This is a genomic window from Xanthocytophaga agilis (assembly GCF_030068605.1).
Lineage (GTDB): Bacteria > Bacteroidota > Bacteroidia > Cytophagales > 172606-1 > Xanthocytophaga > Xanthocytophaga agilis.
The window spans coordinates 286,404-303,331 of the sequence record NZ_JASJOU010000010.1 but is presented as its reverse complement, the minus strand read 5'-3'; the positions used below and the strand labels follow the sequence as shown (position 1 = coordinate 303,331).

Annotated in this window: 14 protein-coding genes; 6 read left to right on the top strand and 8 right to left on the bottom strand. The window is 38.4% G+C overall.

Annotated features, from left to right (window positions below):
* Positions 1 to 32: 32 nt before the first annotated feature.
* Both QNI22_RS26005 and QNI22_RS26000 read left to right on the top strand, forming a co-directional pair.
* Positions 33 to 575, top strand: coding sequence for a sigma-70 family RNA polymerase sigma factor (locus QNI22_RS26005; RefSeq protein ID WP_314515147.1), 543 nt, complete (start codon positions 33 to 35; stop codon positions 573 to 575).
* A gap of 57 nt (positions 576 to 632) precedes the next feature.
* A complete protein-coding gene (locus tag QNI22_RS26000; RefSeq protein ID WP_314515144.1) occupies positions 633 to 1,595 on the top strand; it encodes a CE1 family esterase in 963 nt (320 codons plus the stop codon).
* Positions 1,596 to 2,092: 497 nt separating this feature from the next.
* Here QNI22_RS26000 and QNI22_RS25995 read toward each other — a convergent pair whose 3' ends face one another.
* The 8 genes from QNI22_RS25995 to QNI22_RS25960 form a co-directional block, all read right to left on the bottom strand.
* Complete coding sequence (locus QNI22_RS25995) at positions 2,093 to 3,382, bottom strand: sensor histidine kinase (protein WP_314515141.1); 1,290 nt, start codon at positions 3,380 to 3,382, stop codon at positions 2,093 to 2,095.
* Positions 3,366 to 4,736 (bottom strand): sigma-54-dependent transcriptional regulator, encoded by a 1,371-nt coding sequence (locus QNI22_RS25990; RefSeq protein ID WP_314515140.1) that lies wholly within the window; start codon positions 4,734 to 4,736, stop codon positions 3,366 to 3,368. The genes QNI22_RS25995 and QNI22_RS25990 overlap by 17 nt, the downstream gene beginning before the upstream one ends.
* Positions 4,737 to 4,828: 92 nt before the next feature.
* Positions 4,829 to 5,995, bottom strand: a complete 1,167-nt coding sequence (locus QNI22_RS25985; protein WP_314515138.1) for an ABC transporter permease — start codon at positions 5,993 to 5,995, stop codon at positions 4,829 to 4,831.
* 33 nt (positions 5,996 to 6,028) lie between these two features.
* Complete coding sequence (locus QNI22_RS25980) at positions 6,029 to 7,276, bottom strand: ABC transporter permease (protein ID WP_314515136.1); 1,248 nt, start codon at positions 7,274 to 7,276, stop codon at positions 6,029 to 6,031.
* 53 nt (positions 7,277 to 7,329) lie between these two features.
* Positions 7,330 to 7,995 carry an ABC transporter ATP-binding protein gene (locus QNI22_RS25975; protein WP_313977158.1) on the bottom strand — a complete coding sequence of 222 codons (666 nt, stop codon included), beginning with the start codon at positions 7,993 to 7,995 and terminating at the stop codon, positions 7,330 to 7,332.
* Positions 7,996 to 8,080: 85 nt separating this feature from the next.
* Positions 8,081 to 9,580 carry a TolC family protein gene (locus QNI22_RS25970; protein ID WP_314515133.1) on the bottom strand — a complete coding sequence of 500 codons (1,500 nt, stop codon included), beginning with the start codon at positions 9,578 to 9,580 and terminating at the stop codon, positions 8,081 to 8,083.
* 30 nt (positions 9,581 to 9,610) lie between these two features.
* Positions 9,611 to 10,858 (bottom strand): efflux RND transporter periplasmic adaptor subunit, encoded by a 1,248-nt coding sequence (locus tag QNI22_RS25965; RefSeq protein ID WP_314515131.1) that lies wholly within the window; start codon positions 10,856 to 10,858, stop codon positions 9,611 to 9,613.
* 193 nt (positions 10,859 to 11,051) lie between these two features.
* The gene (locus tag QNI22_RS25960) at positions 11,052 to 12,293 is read right to left on the bottom strand and encodes a glycosyltransferase family 4 protein (RefSeq protein WP_314515129.1); all 1,242 of its coding nucleotides are present in this window, start codon (positions 12,291 to 12,293) and stop codon (positions 11,052 to 11,054) included.
* Between the two features lie 337 nt (positions 12,294 to 12,630).
* Here QNI22_RS25960 and QNI22_RS25955 point away from each other — a divergent pair, with 337 nt between their 5' ends.
* The 4 genes from QNI22_RS25955 (at position 12,631) to rsmI (ending at position 16,815) form a co-directional block, all read left to right on the top strand.
* Positions 12,631 to 13,956: a DEAD/DEAH box helicase gene (locus QNI22_RS25955; protein ID WP_314515127.1), complete on the top strand. Its 1,326-nt coding sequence runs from the start codon at positions 12,631 to 12,633 to the stop codon at positions 13,954 to 13,956.
* Between the two features lie 129 nt (positions 13,957 to 14,085).
* Positions 14,086 to 15,672, top strand: coding sequence for a GAF domain-containing protein (locus QNI22_RS25950; RefSeq protein ID WP_314515126.1), 1,587 nt, complete (start codon positions 14,086 to 14,088; stop codon positions 15,670 to 15,672).
* Between the two features lie 136 nt (positions 15,673 to 15,808).
* Positions 15,809 to 16,045 carry a 4a-hydroxytetrahydrobiopterin dehydratase gene (locus tag QNI22_RS25945; RefSeq protein ID WP_314515123.1) on the top strand — a complete coding sequence of 79 codons (237 nt, stop codon included), beginning with the start codon at positions 15,809 to 15,811 and terminating at the stop codon, positions 16,043 to 16,045.
* A gap of 95 nt (positions 16,046 to 16,140) precedes the next feature.
* Complete coding sequence (gene rsmI / locus QNI22_RS25940) at positions 16,141 to 16,815, top strand: 16S rRNA (cytidine(1402)-2'-O)-methyltransferase (protein WP_314515122.1); 675 nt, start codon at positions 16,141 to 16,143, stop codon at positions 16,813 to 16,815.
* Positions 16,816 to 16,928 lie beyond the last annotated feature (113 nt).

Here is a 16,928-nt window from a genome sequence, read left to right as displayed (position 1 = left end):
GTTTATATAGGGTATACATTCAAAAAAGAGTCATGAAAGCATATCAGGAAATATACAGTATTATTACTGCCTATATTCACAAGTTAACTTCCGATAAGAATATCATTGATGAAGTGACTCAGGAAGTATTGATCAAAGTACATCAGTCTATTCAAACACTTCAGCATGAAGATAAACTTACTTCCTGGCTCAAGCGGATTGTATACACTACTTTAATGGATTATTATCGGCGTGAACAGAGTTTGCTAACGCAGGAAATAGGAGAGTTGGTCTCTACGGAAGAATATAGTAATGAAGGCAATGAAGAAGTGTTACAGTGTATCCAACTGTTGATTGACATATTACCAGAGGAAGAACGACAACTTATGATTGCGGTTGAAATTGAAGGTGTAAAGCAAACAGATTATGCAAAGAAACATCAACTGCCTTTAAGTACAGTAAAATCACGAATCCAACGTGCCCGTCAAAAATTGAAGGATACCATAAAAGGCAATTGTTTTCTTACAAATGATGTATATGGGAATGTCGTAGACTATAAAAAGCCCTCTTTTGTTGACTCAGAAAAAATTATCTGATTTTTTCTGAGTCTTTTTTTTGTGCCTTTCGTCTGTTCTGAAAAATAGAAAATTCGAATGTTTACAAAGAAAAAGATGTATCAATTAGTAGTAGTAGTTATCGCTCTTATAGGCATGATTGCCGTAATCATAGGTCTTTATGCTTATCGATGGAATTTAGTTAATCCTCTTAAAAAGGCAACCCTGACTATTGGCAATTTTGAGCGAACATTTGTGTATCATGTACCTAGACAAGTTTCGTCCCATCCCAAACTGATTATTGCCTATCATGGTACGGGAATGTGGGCGAGTCTGATGCAGGTGTTTACAGGGCATGAATTTGATGAGCAGGCAGACATGACAAAAGATGCCATTATAGTTTATCCGCAAGGTTACGAGAGCAACTGGAATGATTGCCGAAAAACTGCTCCTTATCCTGCTAAACAGTTGCAGATAGACGATGTTAGTTTTACAGAGCAGATTATTGCTTTTTTTAGTAATGGGTATCAGATTGATAAAAAGGAAGTATATGCAGTTGGTTTTTCAAATGGAGGTACCATGGTAATGAAACTTGCCAGACAACATCCGGAATGGTTTAAAGGATTCGCTGTTATTGGTAGCAATATGCCAGCTGCTAGCAATGATGATTGTGAGGATATTGGCCAACCTGTATCAATGTTGTTTGTAAGTGGAGAAAATGATCCCATTGTTCCTTATCAGGGAGGTGAAATTATACTGGATGGCAAAAATTTTGGCTTTGTAAAAAGCGCAGAAGAAACTGTAGCACACTGGCTTACAATTAGCCAATGTACCTCTGAGAATTATAAAAGCTCTTATTATCCCAATATAAATCCTACTGTGTTTCGGAAAGATTATATGGCTCCAGTTACAGAAAAACGTATTTGTTTTATACGTATTGCAAATGGAGGGCATACTATCTCCAATCGGAATTTCCGAATACCTATTAAAAAGCTGGGCTACATGAATACAGATGTAGATGTCCCTGTTGTAATATGGGAATTCTTTATGAGTCTGAAATAGCTGTTTTATAATAGTTATAAAAATAAACCAGGTTACAGGCATTTTCTGGCTTTTGCTACCATTTGTAAAAAGATGGCGTGTAACCAATAATTGTTATTTAATTTAGACTATGACCGGAATTCTGTGCACAACAGAATGATTGGGAACGCCTCAGATTCTTTGATTAAAGTATAAATTGACCATTATTCGAATCGTTTTGAGTTTTGACCGCAATACCGATCATATTGAAAAAATATTCGAATAATGGTCAATTTCTCATTTGACCTAAACTCTGTTCACTTTTGAGTTGACTGGAGTTTAGGTCACTCTTCTGTTTGACTGGAATTCCGGTTGTTTTTATTAGTAATCGGAACTACAGTTATTTCTACGAATTATCAGAGTCCTGATAAGTATGAAACACGATCAGTATTCTGATATTCGCTGTATATAACTAGAATCTTGGTTAAGGTTCTATAAGAGAAATTTGTCTGAATGATAAAGCAGGAAAAAATAAATGATCATGCAAACACAATTCGGAATTCTGTGTAGCCAGTAGCCAGAGTCTGAAGAGAAAAATCACAGTCATGATTAAGAAGGATTTCGCGGATTAAAGTCAGTCCTATTCCCTGACCTTCACGTTTAGTACTGAAGAAGGGAGAGAATAACTGTGCAGCAGCTTCTTTTGAAATGCCTTTGCCCGAATCCTGAACTATCAGGGTGCGGAGGTCTGGTTTACTGATAAATTCTATTTTGCCATTCTGCTCAATAGACTCAATTGCATTTTTTATAATGTTTACCAATACTTGTTCTATTTGCTGAACATCAATAAATACAAGAAAAGGCAAATCAGGTATGTCAATGTTAAACTCAATGCCACTTGCTATAGCTTGCTGCTCCATAAGTGTCGCTACATCTCTGATAATATGATGTATATCTGCTTGTTCCCTTTGTGGTTGAGGAAGACGCACTACATCTGCAAAATTACGCATAAAAATATTGAGACGTTGATTGCGCTCCATCGCTACCTGTAAAGCGTGTATATACTCAGGTTTCTCGATTGCCTTATAGGTAAGTGCTGAATCCAGAATGGAATTGATGGGACCAATGGAATTATTTACCTCATGGGCCATCATCCGGATTACTTTTCCATAGGCATTCTTTTCTGCTTTGAGCAATTCTGCAGACAATTCTTCAATAGTGATAAAATAGCGTTGAAAGCCACGATCAACAAAATGCGATTTCTGGCATTTATACATCTCAATGCCATTAATACTTACTGTTTTGGATTCTCCGGAAGGGAGGTCTGTTAATGCTTCCAGTAATGGATGTGAGACTTCATTAAGCGCCTTTCCAAAGATGGTTTGATCTGTCAGATCAATAAATTGTGCAGCTTTGGGATTGATTGAGGCTATTTTCTGATCAAAGTCTAAGATAATAATTCCAATAGGAGAGGCCTGGATCAGATTCTCAAGAAAGAAATGCTGTTGTTGTTGTAATGTTCGTTCTTCCCTAAGTTTATCAATCATCATATTGTACACCCCAATCAACTGATCCATTTCATATTTTCCTGTTTTGACAAACTTAACATTGAAGTCTTTGTCTTTGATTGAATCAATCCCCGTCATAATTAACTTCAGAGGCTGAATGAAGTCCTGATAGAGCATGACAGAGGCACCTATAGATAGAAGGATTAGTGCCTCTGTGACAATGAATAGTATTTTGTTATCCTTGAGCCAGTAAAAGCTGAATACCAGTAAAATAGAGTGAACAAGAGCAATAAAGAGTATATACTTAACTTTCAGCGTCATAAGGAATATTGTATTTTTCTAATCGGCGATAGAGAGCACTGCGGCTGAGGCCCAGCGATCGGGCTACTCTGGCTATACGATGTTTATGAAAATCAAGTGCCTTTCTAATCAACTGTATTTCCATTTCTTCCAGGGTCATTATACCAATTTCAGGTTGATCTACCACTGGTTGAACAGTTGTTGATACTCCAGGTTGCAGACTAAAATCCTCTACTTCCAGCGTATCTTTTTGCGTCACAAGCACAGTTCGCTCTACCAGGTTTTTCAACTGCCGGATATTGCCAGGCAGAGGCTGGGTTTGCAACCATTGTTTGGCTCGCTTACTAATAGTGAGTTCTGGGCGATTGTAAATAACTTTTAGGTTGTTTACAAAGAAGTCTGCCAGCAAGGGAATATCTCCAGGGCGCTCCCGCAGGGCTGGGACCTTTACTGTGATAAGATTAATCCGATAAAAAAGGTCTTCCCGGAATGTTCCTTCTGCTACCATCTTTTCAAGATCGCGGTTTGTGGCACTTACTACACGTACATCTACTGACCGGGTTTGGCTGCTACCAAGTACTTCGAATGTCTTATCCTGTAGTACCCGCAATAATTTCACCTGATTACTTAGTTCCAGTTCTCCAATCTCATCCAGAAATATAGTTCCTTTGTGTGCCAGTTCAAATCGGCCAGCTCTGTCTGCTTTGGCATCTGTAAATGCCCCTCTCTTATGACCAAACATCTCGCTTTCAAACAAGCTTGTCGAAATGCCACCCAGATTTACCTTGACAAAGGATTTCTTTTGTCGGTGGCTACTATAATGTATCGCTTCTGCAATGAGTTCTTTGCCCGTACCACTTTCACCCATAATCAATACAGAGGCATCGGTAGTGCTGACACGGCCAACCGTTTCCAAGACCTGTAATAGTTTTGGGTCTTCTCCAATGATATTGTCAAAATAGTATTTCTCGTTTAGCTTTTTACGACTGATTGATTGGGTCTTTGTTTGTGAAAGACTCAGAATGGTGCGAATAGATTGGAGCAATTGTATATTGCTCCAGGGTTTACTTACAAAATCCTTTGCACCTGCTTTCATGCCCTTTACTGCCAGATCAATCGTTGCCCATCCGGTAATTAATATAACCGGGACTGTGGCATGTATTTTCAGGATTTGTTCCAGCAACTTCAATCCTTGTTCTCCTGATGTCTCAATAGAAAAATTCATATCAAGGATAATCAGTTCAGGTTTGTTGTTCTGGACAAACTGTATGGCTTCAGATGGAGAGCTGGCTGTCTGAGCTTCAAATCCTTCCTGTCTCAGTAACAAAAGAAGTGAAATGGAAACAGCATTATCATCATCAATAATAAGGATCATGATTCGAATCTAAGATAAACAAAGATGTAAAGGTTTTTTTGATTTTACTTTACTATCCTGAACATAAAACAAGTTGTGAAAGTACGCCACGTCTATTCTTCATGCAAGGCCATAGCGGGTTGGATGCTAGCTGCCTGTCGACTTGGGTTAAATGCACAGACCATTACTAGTAGATAAATGACGATAACAGATATCAGCATGGCAATCAAATATATATCAGCCGCTAAATCAAAGACATGAAGCAATGGGAACTGTACTGCAAAGAATAACCCAATGATAAGTGCAAACGTGGCAATTACCATTACTTCACCGATAAACTGCTTAGATATATCTTTTTCAGTAGCGCCAATGGCTCTGCGCAGTCCGATTTCTCCCTTACGCTGGTTGATATTTTGCCAGAGTATACCGAATAAGCCAAGAGAAACATTAAAGATCAGAAATGTGCAGACAATAAGTAGAACGGTCATAGGAATAAATACTACTTTGTTCTGATTAGCTTTTTTGTCTGTGAGGTGTTCAATTTCTACATTCCATCCTCTTAAAAGTCCACCCAGTCCTTTGAATAGTTTTGCTTCAAAGATAGCCCCGGTTCCTGGTTTTACTTTAACCAGTATATTTGATTTATAGTCTTTGCCAGCAGAAATAGGAAAAAATATACCAGCAACAGGGTCTGTAAAATCACCTTTGTCTTTGTAGCTAGCTACCACACCTACAACCTTATGGGTAGTATCTGCTTTAATAATTTTTCCAATTGGATTTTCATTGCCAAACAAGTTTTGACTTAGTTGTTCTGTAATAACAATGGGCTGATATTTAGTACCCTGATCTGTTTTATCAAACCATCTTCCTTTACTCATTTGTAAATTCATGGTTTTAGGATAGGTATCTTCTACCGTGTAGATATGGGCCATAGAGCTTATATTACCATATTTAACCGATGAGTTGTGAGTGGATGCAGCGAAAGGAAGATTCTGAGAAGCAAAACTGACTGCTTCCACTTCTGGAAAGGAGGTAATAAACTCTCTGGCTTGATGAAAAGGAGTACCTAATGAATCAGTTTCTATTTCTGTAAGATTATCCAGGTTTACGACCCACACATTCTCATATTCAAAGCCCATAGGTTTTGAATAATTTTGAATGTATTTAACCATAAGGCTTAATACTGCGAAAAGAACCATAAAAGAGAAAAAGATCTCTGTTATCAGTAAAAAGCTTTTTCGCTTTTGATTCCAGATTAATTTGAATAAGTGCTTTATCATATCAGTAGTGTCTTAAAACAAAAAGAAATAAAATTATTCACCTGCTTTCAGTGCCTTAACAATATGAAGACGAGACATCCGAAATGCAGGATATACACCTGAAAGCACTCCAAATATGAGGCAGAGAGTCAAACCTGTTGCCAGCACAGTGAAATTGATTGTCAGATCTCCATAGGGAATAAGGCCACTGTTATTGATAATGTACACTACCAAGCCTGCACCTACAAAACCAATCAGTCCACCGATAAAGGTGATGGCAATGTTTTCGACAATAAACTGCAATACCAGATGAGGAGAAGAAGCTCCAAATGCTTTGCGGACACCTATTTCAGAAGAACGTTCCAGAATACGACTGATATTGACATTAATCAGATTCACAGCAGGAAGCAGCATAAACAGAAAGGCGAAGATAGCACCAATTCGCATGAAGTAATCTCTGGGACTTTCTTCATCGATGCCTGTGAAGTTGCGAAGCATACCGTCAATAAAGTCGTCAGCATGGATAATTAACTTATCAAATGATTTAGGATCAGGTAAGGGTAGCTTTGCTGCCATATTATCAAACTCTGCCCGCATTTTTGGAACGTCAGCGGATGTGGAAGCCAGTAAAATGGCACAATACCGACCATTGTACTCAAGATTTTTCAGATTTATTTTGTCATGCGTATACGGCATATACACATCTGACGAAACGTGGATACGCGTAATAGGAACTTCTTTTACAACTCCGGATATACGATACGATTCATTGTTGATATTGATGTATTTTCCTACCGCGGCTACACCCTCACCAAAATATTGTCGTCTGGTATCTTCTGTAATAACTACTACCTTTTCACTATTAGCTACTTGGTTTGTCTGATATGGTTTGCCTTCGATGAACTTGAAGTTTAATACATTCCAGAATTCAGCATCTGTATACTTTGCAAAAAGAGAAAGCTTTTTATTGCCTACGAACGTATTAACATTGCTGGGTACAAAACTCATAAATGCTACTTTTTCAGGCGATTGCATCTTTTTTAGGTAATTTATGACGAAATAAGCAGAAATCGGACCTGTCATCTGTCCATTCTGTTTGGTGTTTCGCATTACAGAACGCATCACATAAAGTGATCGGTCCCGTTTATCTTCCGGATAGTTTTCGCCCAGGAGATGACTCAGGAAGGACGTGATTACCAGCAGAATCATCAGGGTAAAGCTGATTCCAAACAAACTAATGAATGTAAAGAACCGATTCCGTCCCAGCACCTTCCAGGCAATTTTCAGATAATTTATAAGCATACTATTCTTTGATTAATCTTTCTGTAGAATTAAGTTGTTAAAATGAGAGAACTCTAAAAAACCTGGCTGCCATCAAATAACCGGACAAGTCGGTGGGTGCGTTTAGCCATTTGTTCATCATGAGTCACCATTACCACTGTAGCTCCATCTTTTTCGTTGAGTTGCGTAAGAATATTCATGATCTCGTTACCCATCACACTATCTAGGTTTCCTGTAGGCTCATCGGCCAGAATAATTCGTGGACGACCTACGATAGCTCTGGCAATGGCAACCCGTTGCTTCTGGCCGCCTGATAGCTGTGTAGGAAAATGTTTCATCCGGTTGCTGAGTCCTACTTTTTCAAGAGCTTCCTCTGCCAGCTTTCGTCTTTCTTTGGCACTGCTGGTCCGGTATAAAAGAGGGAGTTCAACATTGTCTACAACAGATAGATCATTGATCAAATGAAAGCTTTGAAAAATAAAACCAAGGGTTTTGTTCCGAAATGCTGCCAGTTTTTTGTCTGAGTAGTTTGTAATCGGTTCATCATCAATGGTTATATTACCTTTGGATGGCTCATCCAGAAGTCCCATGATATTCAGCAAGGTTGATTTGCCACATCCGGATGGACCCATAATAGATAGGAACTCGCCTTTCTTTATTTCCACATTGATTTGATTAAGAGCAAGTGTTTCAATTGTTTTTGTCTGATAGACTTTTTCGATATTTTCTAACTTAATCATAGTAATTTGATACTTCCTGAATCCCGAAGGAAGTTTGTTTAGGTGAGCCTACCCGGGTGTAGGATATAGTATTTGGATATTATTTTTATAAAGAGCCGTTTCTTAATGCTCTTTCATTGGATGCAGGTACTGTAATTTTTTCATTCTTCAGAAAGTCGTATAGCGTTAGATTTCTGATGGTATAATGGGCTGTCCAGAAATTACGCAAAGAAGTGATATAATCCTGTTTGGATAAATCCTTTTCCTGCAAAGCTAGACTGAGATCCGTAATACTGAGATTTCCAAGAATATATCGGTCTTTGGCAATCTGATAACGCTGTTGGGCAATATCCTCTGCTTCTTTGGTAAGCTTAAGTTGTTCTTTCAACATATTTAACAGATTTACCTGTGTATAGATATCTCTCTCAAAATCATTTCGGTCCTGTTCTACTGTATATTCAATAAGCTTCTTGTTAGCTCTGCTGGTTTCCAACCGTGATCTGGCACGTCCCCAGTTCATAATAGGCAGATTAAACTCAACCAATACAGTTGTCAGATTTTGTGGTGACTTGTAAGCATCTGAAATTGTAGACGCTGCCTTGGAGTAGCCTAGTGTAGCATTGATATTGGTCTTGAATCCTACTTCTCCGCGAGCTTTAGCAATTTCACTTTCTGCTTCCAGTATCCTTCTGCGAAAAGCCAGAGCATCTTTTCTGTTTTCCAGAGCCTCTCTTAAAGCAACAGTCGCATCTATATACATATCAGGAATACTATCCGGAATCACCAGCACAATGTGTTCATTACTTCTATAGCCGATATATGATTTCAGATTACGTGAATAGGTTTCTTCATTCTGACGAGCTGCTATCAGTGCTTTCTGTGCTTTAAGTAACTCCATTTTTAACTGTAGTAAGTCATTGGTAGAAGATTTGCCCACATTATATCTTTCCTGAGCTATTTTATAGATGTTTTCATTGTTCTCCCGGTTCAATTCTGCCAGTTGCAAGTTAGTTTGTGCCAGGAGAAGATCGAAAAACAGACCTGTCGTATTAATGGCAATAGTTTCAATGGATTCAATATACGCTTGTCTGGATTCCAGATACTTGATAGGTTCAATCTTTTTATCCCATCGCAGCGTATTATAAGCAAATAGTGGCTGAGAGAATCCGATCAACACCGGACTACTATTGTAACGGGTTACATTGTTGTTAAAATCATCAAAACGTTGTAATTGACTATTGACAAAGATGGAGGCTCCTGTAGCTGCAATACCCTGGCTAAGTGAAAGACTGGCTAGTGCATTATTATTAATAACAGGTTGAAACTGAATACTTCCATCTGGTTGATATACCTGTGTAAATGAACGATTATAGTCAGGCAAATTACCATATAGTGAAAGTTGTGGTTTATAGTTCGACTGGTAGGTCCGCCATTTCCAGTAATTGGTTTCTCGCTCCGTTTCAGCCTGTTTAGATGCAATAGATTGGCCCTTGGCCATACCAATCACATCATCAAGTGTCCAGAGCGTTTGTGCTATTGCCTTCGTTGTAAAAGGTGATAGCACAAGAAGAATCAGTAATATGACTTTATGTGAGTATGAATACATAGTTGTAGTAGTCAGAGAATGAGTGATAGGTTACTTGTTGATAGAAATATCATTCAAATGTTCATATTCACTCATATCAGATATAATAATTGTCTCACCTGGCTTGATGTTGTTTTTGAGCTCTACAAAGTCGAAGTTTGACGCACCAATCTTTACCTGCCTGCGATGAGCTACACCATTCTCAAGTACAAAAACAGATTGCTCTGCTTTGCCTGAAAAGGCAGGGCCATTAGCTACCCGAACCACTTGTGAAGATGCATTGGTAACAATGAAAACTTCTACTTTCATATTGGGTCTTAATGCTGGATGATTGTTCTTTTCCAGTGCGACAATAAAAGTCAGGATGTTGTTTTTGATGGTAGGACGTATGTTGGTGATACTTCCACGAAGTATAATTTCGTTGATTTTAACAATGACGCTCATTCCAGTTCGCAACATCTCTGAATAGGTATCTGAACAGCTACCCTCTATGCTATACCCATTCAGATCAGCTATTTTAGCAAGTTGTTCCCCTTCAGATACACTAGAGCCAATGTTTTCATTTACCCAGGTAACTACTCCATTGCGTTTAGCTGTGATTTCGGCTTGTTTCAGTTTAGTTTCAAGTTCCCGAAGATCCTTTTCCTGAATACTTGCCTGTAGTTCCATTTCTCTTAGATCTGTTGTAACAGACTGTTTCATTGTTTTCAATTCATTGGCAAGCTTTTTCTTTTCAAGTTCGGCTGTCTTCAGATTAAAGTCCGCTTCGTTAACCTCTTCCTGTGTTGCACCTCCAACTGTTTTAAGATGTTGCGTATTGTTTAGTTTGGCTTGCAGACTTCCAATATTTAAGTCTTTTATGGCATTATCTACTTCGAGTTCGTAAAGACTTTTCTGAAGTTTAATTCGAAGTTGCGTAATCGCATTTCGTTTTAAATCAAGCTGGTCCTTCTGCTTCTCATAGTCATTGATGGTCTGTGACTTATCCAGCTCCAGAATAGGTTGGTCAATTTTTACAGTTGTGCCGGGTGTGACAATGACCCGCTTTATTTCTGCTTTGATAGGACTGGAGATTACTTGCTCAAACTCTGGTATGAGTACTCCGGACGCCGTCAGCGTATTTTCGATAGGTCCCAGTTCGGCTGTGGCTGTTCGGATTTTATTGGCAGAAATACTTGTCTTGAGAGAAGAACGGAAAAACAGAAATCCGGATGTAATAATAGCAACTCCTACTAATCCGGTAAGATAGGTTCTGATTTTTCGTTGGCGAAGGGTTTGGCTTGAAAGTTCTCTGTCCATTTTCGTAAAATTCTTTTGAAAGGTGACAGGTATATTTCAAGTCTTGTGCCAAATGAGGTATTGTGTTGATATTTAGAGAGTTATATGTTGTTTGAGATTTCTGTGCTCAAGTACTGAAAAAAGAAAAAGTGTTCATTTCTGAACACTTTGTTCGTTTACGGGAAAGCTCTATAGTATATAATGCAACAGATAATTATTTCTTACTGATTGAATCCAGTACACGCAGATATTCTTTTGCCAGATTTTCACGGTCAAAATGTGTTTGGGCATAGGTATATCCATTCATACCATCGATAATAAGTCGTTCTTTATCTGAGAGATAAAGTCGGATTTTGGCTACTATGTCTGCAATATTTTCGGGTTCTGCATATACTCCACATTGGGCTTCTTCTACCAGTTGCCGGGAAACTCCATCAATAACCATCAGGATGGGTTTGCGACAAGACATATAATCAAAGGTTTTATTAGAGTAGACTGTTTTGAATGTATCATTCTTTTTTAGGACAGAAGTGCCCAGATCAGAGGCAAGGATATATTTAAAAACTTCTTTCTTTGGAACTGAGTCTACAAACTGAACATTAGTAAGATTGCGTTTTTGCGTTTCTTCACGTAACATAGGTTTTTGCATACCATCACCAATAAGTACTATATGGGTATTGGTATCTTTCAGCGATTCTGCTACATCAATAAGTTGGATCAGGTGATTGGCAACGCCATGTGCTCCTACATAGGTAATGACAAACTTATCCTGCCAGCTAAGTTTTTTACGAAATTCATTGGCATCAAAGGAATGAAGTAGTTCTTCTGAAAGAGAAAAGTCTGCAGCATTGGGTATCATTACCGTTTTTTGAGCAGGTACCTTTTTATCTTCAATCAGTTTAATGCGAAAGGCAGGGGTGAGGCAGTTGATTAGTTTGGATTTTTTGTAAATGAACTTCTCAAACCAATAGGCAAACCGGATTATTGTTTTGTTCGTTAGTATTCCTGTATCAATAGCTGATTCCGGCCATAAATCGCGTATCTCAAAGACCAGCGGAATACGCTTCCAGCGAGATAAAATATAACCAGTTATACCAACAAACAAAGGTGGAGAGGTAACAAGCACCACATTATACTTTTTTCGGGCATAAAAGATTCCAGCCATAATGCTGGAAAAAACAAAAGAAAAATAAGCCCAAAGACGACCAATAAAATTTGTGTTGTATGCTTCTGACACATGACATCTGTAAACGGTAATATTTTGATCGTACTCCTCTCTAACAATAAATTTACCTTTGTGTTTATCCCGCTTCTTGCCACTGGCATAATGGACCATACCACCAATAACAGTTACCTGATGTCCGTTTTCTGCCCATACACGCGTCATCTCGTTAAAGCGAGACCCTCCTGGATCGTCTTTTTCCAAAAAATATTGATGAACTAAAAGAATATGCATTTTTTGTTTTAGGCTTATTATTTAGGGTATTAAGATTGTTTGTATGAATAAAATAAGTTTATTAGTCATAAATTGTACTATCTCTTTTGAATATGCCTTAGTTTCTGGAATAGTTAGCGTATTTATGACTTTAATTGAGAAGACGCGAAAATAGTATCTTTTTTCAATTCAGCGCTTGTATTCCTATTTTTGCGCAAAATATACCTATTCAGCAACCTGTTTCTATAAAATACATTCCTGATCTAAGTATGCGATTTATTGTTGTATCTGCTTGAGTGACAAATCAGGAAAAACTTTATCTATTCTTCTTACCGAAAAAAAGCCTTTGGCTATACTCATGACTACGGATTTACAACCCATAACATTTGAAAGTTTCAAACTGAATAAACAACTTCTGACTGCTGTCGCAGAAGCTGGTTATGAAACTCCTACCGAAATTCAGCAGAAAGCGATCCCTGTTGTACAAGGAGGACATGATGTATTGGGGATTGCTCAGACAGGAACCGGAAAGACTGCAGCGTACTTGCTGCCTATTCTCATGAAAGTGAAATATGCTCAAGGGGTAGCTCCCCGTGCGTTGATTCTTGCCCCAACGAGGGAATTGGTTATGCAGATTGACAAAGCTATTACTGAATTGGGGAAATATACAGACATTAGACACCTTGGGATTTATGGTGGTATTGGTCCTAAAACCCAAATCGAAACCATTCAGAAAGGGCTTGATATAATTGTGGCTACCCCTGGTCGGTTTATGGACATCTACCTGAAAGGAGAATTGATCACAAAGGATATCCGTACACTAGTGTTAGATGAGGCAGATCGTATGATGGATATGGGTTTTATGCCCCAGATCAGACGAATTTTGGAGATAATTCCAGTGAAGCGACAGAATCTGTTGTTTTCTGCTACGTTTTTGCCTCGTGTAGAAACACTTTCTGAAGAATTTCTGGAACATCCTGTCCGAATTGAAGTGGCTCCCCAGGCATCAACTCCTGAAGTTGTAAAACAGAGCTTGTATGAACTTCCGAATGTCAAGACCAAAGCACATTTTCTGGAGTATCTTTTACAAAATGCTGAATTAAGTCGAATCATTGTATTTACCAGAACCAAACAGACCGCAGAAAATATATATCGGTTTCTAACTCGGAAGATGCGGGAAGATGAAGTTCGGGTAATTCACGCCAATAAAGGACAGAATACCCGTATCAATTCGATGGAATCGTTTAAGGAAGGGAATGTACGTGTATTGGTTGCTACCGATGTGGCGGCCAGAGGGATAGATGTACAGGAGGTAAGTCATGTTATCAATTTTGATGTGCCGATTGTGTATGAAGATTATGTACATCGGATTGGCCGTACAGGACGTGCTTTTCGTACAGGAGAAGCTATTACTTTCATGAATAAAGCAGAAAAGTACCATATAGAGAAGATTGAGAAACTGATCCGGATGACAATTCCAAGAGAGACTCTTCCTGCTGAAATTGAGATTTTCAAAACTCCTTTTGAGGAAGATCAGGAAATGAATCGTGAAATTGATAATCAAAAAAGACGTGAAAACCCTGAGTTTCAAGGTGCCTTTCATGAAAAGAAACGACAGAAAGGTACAAATGCAAAACAAGGAAAGAAAAGTACTAAATCAACTGGCAAACCTCGTAGAAAATAAATTAGATTATTTCGTGCAATTTTATTACATAAATAATATGACGTGAAGCTTTTGTTTTTCTAATGGTTGGTTATCATTTACCTTTAATAGGTATAAGTATGTATTAATGAACCATTAGAGAGCAATCGTATGAGCCGTATACAACAGTTTATTGAAAGAAATCTTATTCTGTTAGGCATATCACTTACAGTTTTACTGATGATTGTGTCATCTGCTTTAAGCTGGTATAATAAACAGGAAATGCTTAGGACAACTGCTATAAAACTACAGGCTGAAGAGTTGAGAAAACGGATTGATGACATCTTCACTCAGCACATTACCAAAATGGACCTTGGTCTGAGAGGATATGCTCTAACTCAGAATGAACAGATGTTAATACCTTACACGTCTTCTATTCAGATGAACAAAGGTACCATGGCCAAGGTAGACAGTCTGCTACATGTACAAAATCTGGATACCTCTCGAGTTCAGTTTGGTAAAATAAGAGAAGCTGTTAATACTTATATCTCACATTGTGATCATATGAGGGACTTGGCAAAAGAAGGAAATACAGAAGAGTTTCTTGCCTTGTTGAAGCTGGATAAAGGGTATGATTTGTGGAAAGTGTATTCTCCCTTTGCATCCAGGCATCGGGCATACGTAGATGTAGTAATTCAAAAAGCACAAGCAGATTATGAAGCTGCGATGAGTCGTAATCTTATTGTGCAGGCAATTCTCCTGGTAATTGGGTTACCCATACTGGGATTAGTAGTCAGAAAGCTAACTATAGATGCTGCAAGCCGGAAAAAGTTATTGTCTGATCTGGAAGAGAATAATGAAAAATACCTTTTTAACCCAGGTAATTCTGATCGGGATGAAAGCTATGAGCAGGTGGTTGCCACATCTATTCAAAACTTTAAAGAAGCATCCACGTTGGTAAAAGCAATGTCAGCCGGAAACTTTGAAGTGAACTGGAAAGGATTAACGGAGGCAAATAAGGAATTAAATAAAGAGACGCTGGCAGGGGAGCTACTTCAGATGAGAGAACAGATGAAACTGGTAAAGGCAGAAGATGAGAGACGAAACTGGACCAATGAAGGGCTAGCACGTTTTTCAGAAATTGTAAGAAATAATCAGAATAATCTGGAGAAATTATCAAATGAAGCAATTTCTTTCCTGACCAAATACCTGAAAGCACAACAAGGTAGCCTTTTTGTAGTACAGGGTGATGGAAAGGATGTAGTTTTGGAAATGTTGGCCTGTTATGCATTTGATCGTAAAAAGTTTATCCAAAAACAGATTTCTGCTGGATCAGGGTTAGTAGGTCAGGCTTATCTGGAAGCAGATACCATTTTACTCACAGATGTGCCCAAAGGGTATATAGAGATTACATCGGGATTGGGTGATGCTACACCCGGTTGTCTGGCAATAGTTCCGATGAAATACAATGATATGGTAGAGGCGATTATTGAGTTGGCTAGCTTTGAACGATTTGAAGACTATCAGATTCGCTTTCTTGAAAAGGCAGGTGAATTTGTCGCTTCAGCTATTCTGACTGTAAAAACAGCAGAACATACAGCCCGACTCCTACAGGACTCTCAGGAACAGGCAGAAATGCTGAAATCTCAGGAAGAAGAGTTGCGTCAGAATATGGAAGAACTGGCTGCTACTCAGGAAGAAATGTATCGTAAGGAACGCGATCTGGAAGAGCGGTTAAGAATGCTGGAAAGAAAATAGATTTTTATCACATAATGAATAAGGAAAAAATAAGAACACGTATTCTTTCAGAAAATAGTGTAGTTTGACCGAGGAATATAGTATAGGGTATCTTTTTTGAAGGAATATATATGTATAAATCAACCTTTGTTCATCTATGTGGAAAGAAGAAGACAATAAACTGAAGAAAACATTTCAGTTTAAAAATTTCGTAGAGGCCTTTGGCTTCATGACTAAAGTAGCTATTGAAGCAGAACGTATGAATCACCATCCCTGGTGGGCTAATGTGTATAATCGTGTTGAAATAGAATTAAATACACATGATGCAGGCAATATCATAACAGACAAAGACCGAAAACTGGCTGAGATTATAGATAAGCTTGCTACCAGTTAAGAATATACATGAGCAAATGAGTAATGATCCCTGCCAAAGAATACTATCTTTGCAGGAAATAGAAGCTATACTCATTTGCTCACGTATTTATTTTCATGACTGCCCTCACTCTTGTTCCTACTCCCATTGGTAATCTCGAAGATATAACACTTCGTTCTATACGAATTCTGAAAGAAGTAGATGTAATTCTGGCGGAAGATACCCGTGTAACAGGCCATTTACTAAAACATCTGCAAATACAGAAACCTCTGCAAAGCCATCATGCATTTAATGAACATCAGACAGTGACAAAGCTTATTGAACGCATGCAAAAAGGAGAACGGATGGCACTTGTTACCGATGCAGGTACTCCTGGAATCAGCGATCCAGGATTTTTGTTGGTACGAGCATGCTTGCAAAATGATTTGACTGTGGAATGTTTGCCTGGTCCAACGGCCTTTGTTCCAGCCTTGGTAAAATCTGGCTTGCCAACAGAGCGGTTTGTTTTTGAGGGTTTTCTACCTCAGAAGAAAGGTCGTCAGACTCGCTTGAAAGAGCTTGCAGAAGAAGAACGTACCATGATATTTTATGAATCTCCCCACCGATTGCTAAAAACATTAGAGCAGTTTATAGAGTATTTTGGAGCAGATCGCCAGGTTTCGGTGTCTCGTGAGTTAACAAAGCTTTTTGAAGAGACAACTAATGGTCTGTTACCAGAAGTATTAGACTATTATCAGCAAAAGCCTGCGAAAGGGGAGATTGTCATTGTGATTGCAGGGAAAAAAGAATAACCTATGTTTCTGAAAGAAATATACAAACGGTAGAAAGTTTGCTGACGAAAGTCATCCGAAGGATAATTACAAAAGAGTATCCTATAACCTGTAAATTCCTATATTTGCGCAAA

What these genes read in the sequence shown, in the direction of transcription:
- QNI22_RS26005 (WP_314515147.1), top strand. Translation starts at nt 33, where the DNA reads ATGAAAGCATATCAGGAAATATACAGTATTATTACTGCCTATATTCAC.
- QNI22_RS26000 (WP_314515144.1), top strand. Translation starts at nt 633, where the DNA reads ATGTTTACAAAGAAAAAGATGTATCAATTAGTAGTAGTAGTTATCGCT.
- QNI22_RS25995 (WP_314515141.1), bottom strand. Translation starts at nt 3,382, where the DNA reads ATGACGCTGAAAGTTAAGTATATACTCTTTATTGCTCTTGTTCACTCT.
- QNI22_RS25990 (WP_314515140.1), bottom strand. Translation starts at nt 4,736, where the DNA reads ATGATCCTTATTATTGATGATGATAATGCTGTTTCCATTTCACTTCTT.
- QNI22_RS25985 (WP_314515138.1), bottom strand. Translation starts at nt 5,995, where the DNA reads ATGATAAAGCACTTATTCAAATTAATCTGGAATCAAAAGCGAAAAAGC.
- QNI22_RS25980 (WP_314515136.1), bottom strand. Translation starts at nt 7,276, where the DNA reads ATGCTTATAAATTATCTGAAAATTGCCTGGAAGGTGCTGGGACGGAAT.
- QNI22_RS25975 (WP_313977158.1), bottom strand. Translation starts at nt 7,995, where the DNA reads ATGATTAAGTTAGAAAATATCGAAAAAGTCTATCAGACAAAAACAATT.
- QNI22_RS25970 (WP_314515133.1), bottom strand. Translation starts at nt 9,580, where the DNA reads ATGTATTCATACTCACATAAAGTCATATTACTGATTCTTCTTGTGCTA.
- QNI22_RS25965 (WP_314515131.1), bottom strand. Translation starts at nt 10,858, where the DNA reads ATGGACAGAGAACTTTCAAGCCAAACCCTTCGCCAACGAAAAATCAGA.
- QNI22_RS25960 (WP_314515129.1), bottom strand. Translation starts at nt 12,293, where the DNA reads ATGCATATTCTTTTAGTTCATCAATATTTTTTGGAAAAAGACGATCCA.
- QNI22_RS25955 (WP_314515127.1), top strand. Translation starts at nt 12,631, where the DNA reads ATGACTACGGATTTACAACCCATAACATTTGAAAGTTTCAAACTGAAT.
- QNI22_RS25950 (WP_314515126.1), top strand. Translation starts at nt 14,086, where the DNA reads ATGAGCCGTATACAACAGTTTATTGAAAGAAATCTTATTCTGTTAGGC.
- QNI22_RS25945 (WP_314515123.1), top strand. Translation starts at nt 15,809, where the DNA reads ATGTGGAAAGAAGAAGACAATAAACTGAAGAAAACATTTCAGTTTAAA.
- rsmI (WP_314515122.1), top strand. Translation starts at nt 16,141, where the DNA reads ATGACTGCCCTCACTCTTGTTCCTACTCCCATTGGTAATCTCGAAGAT.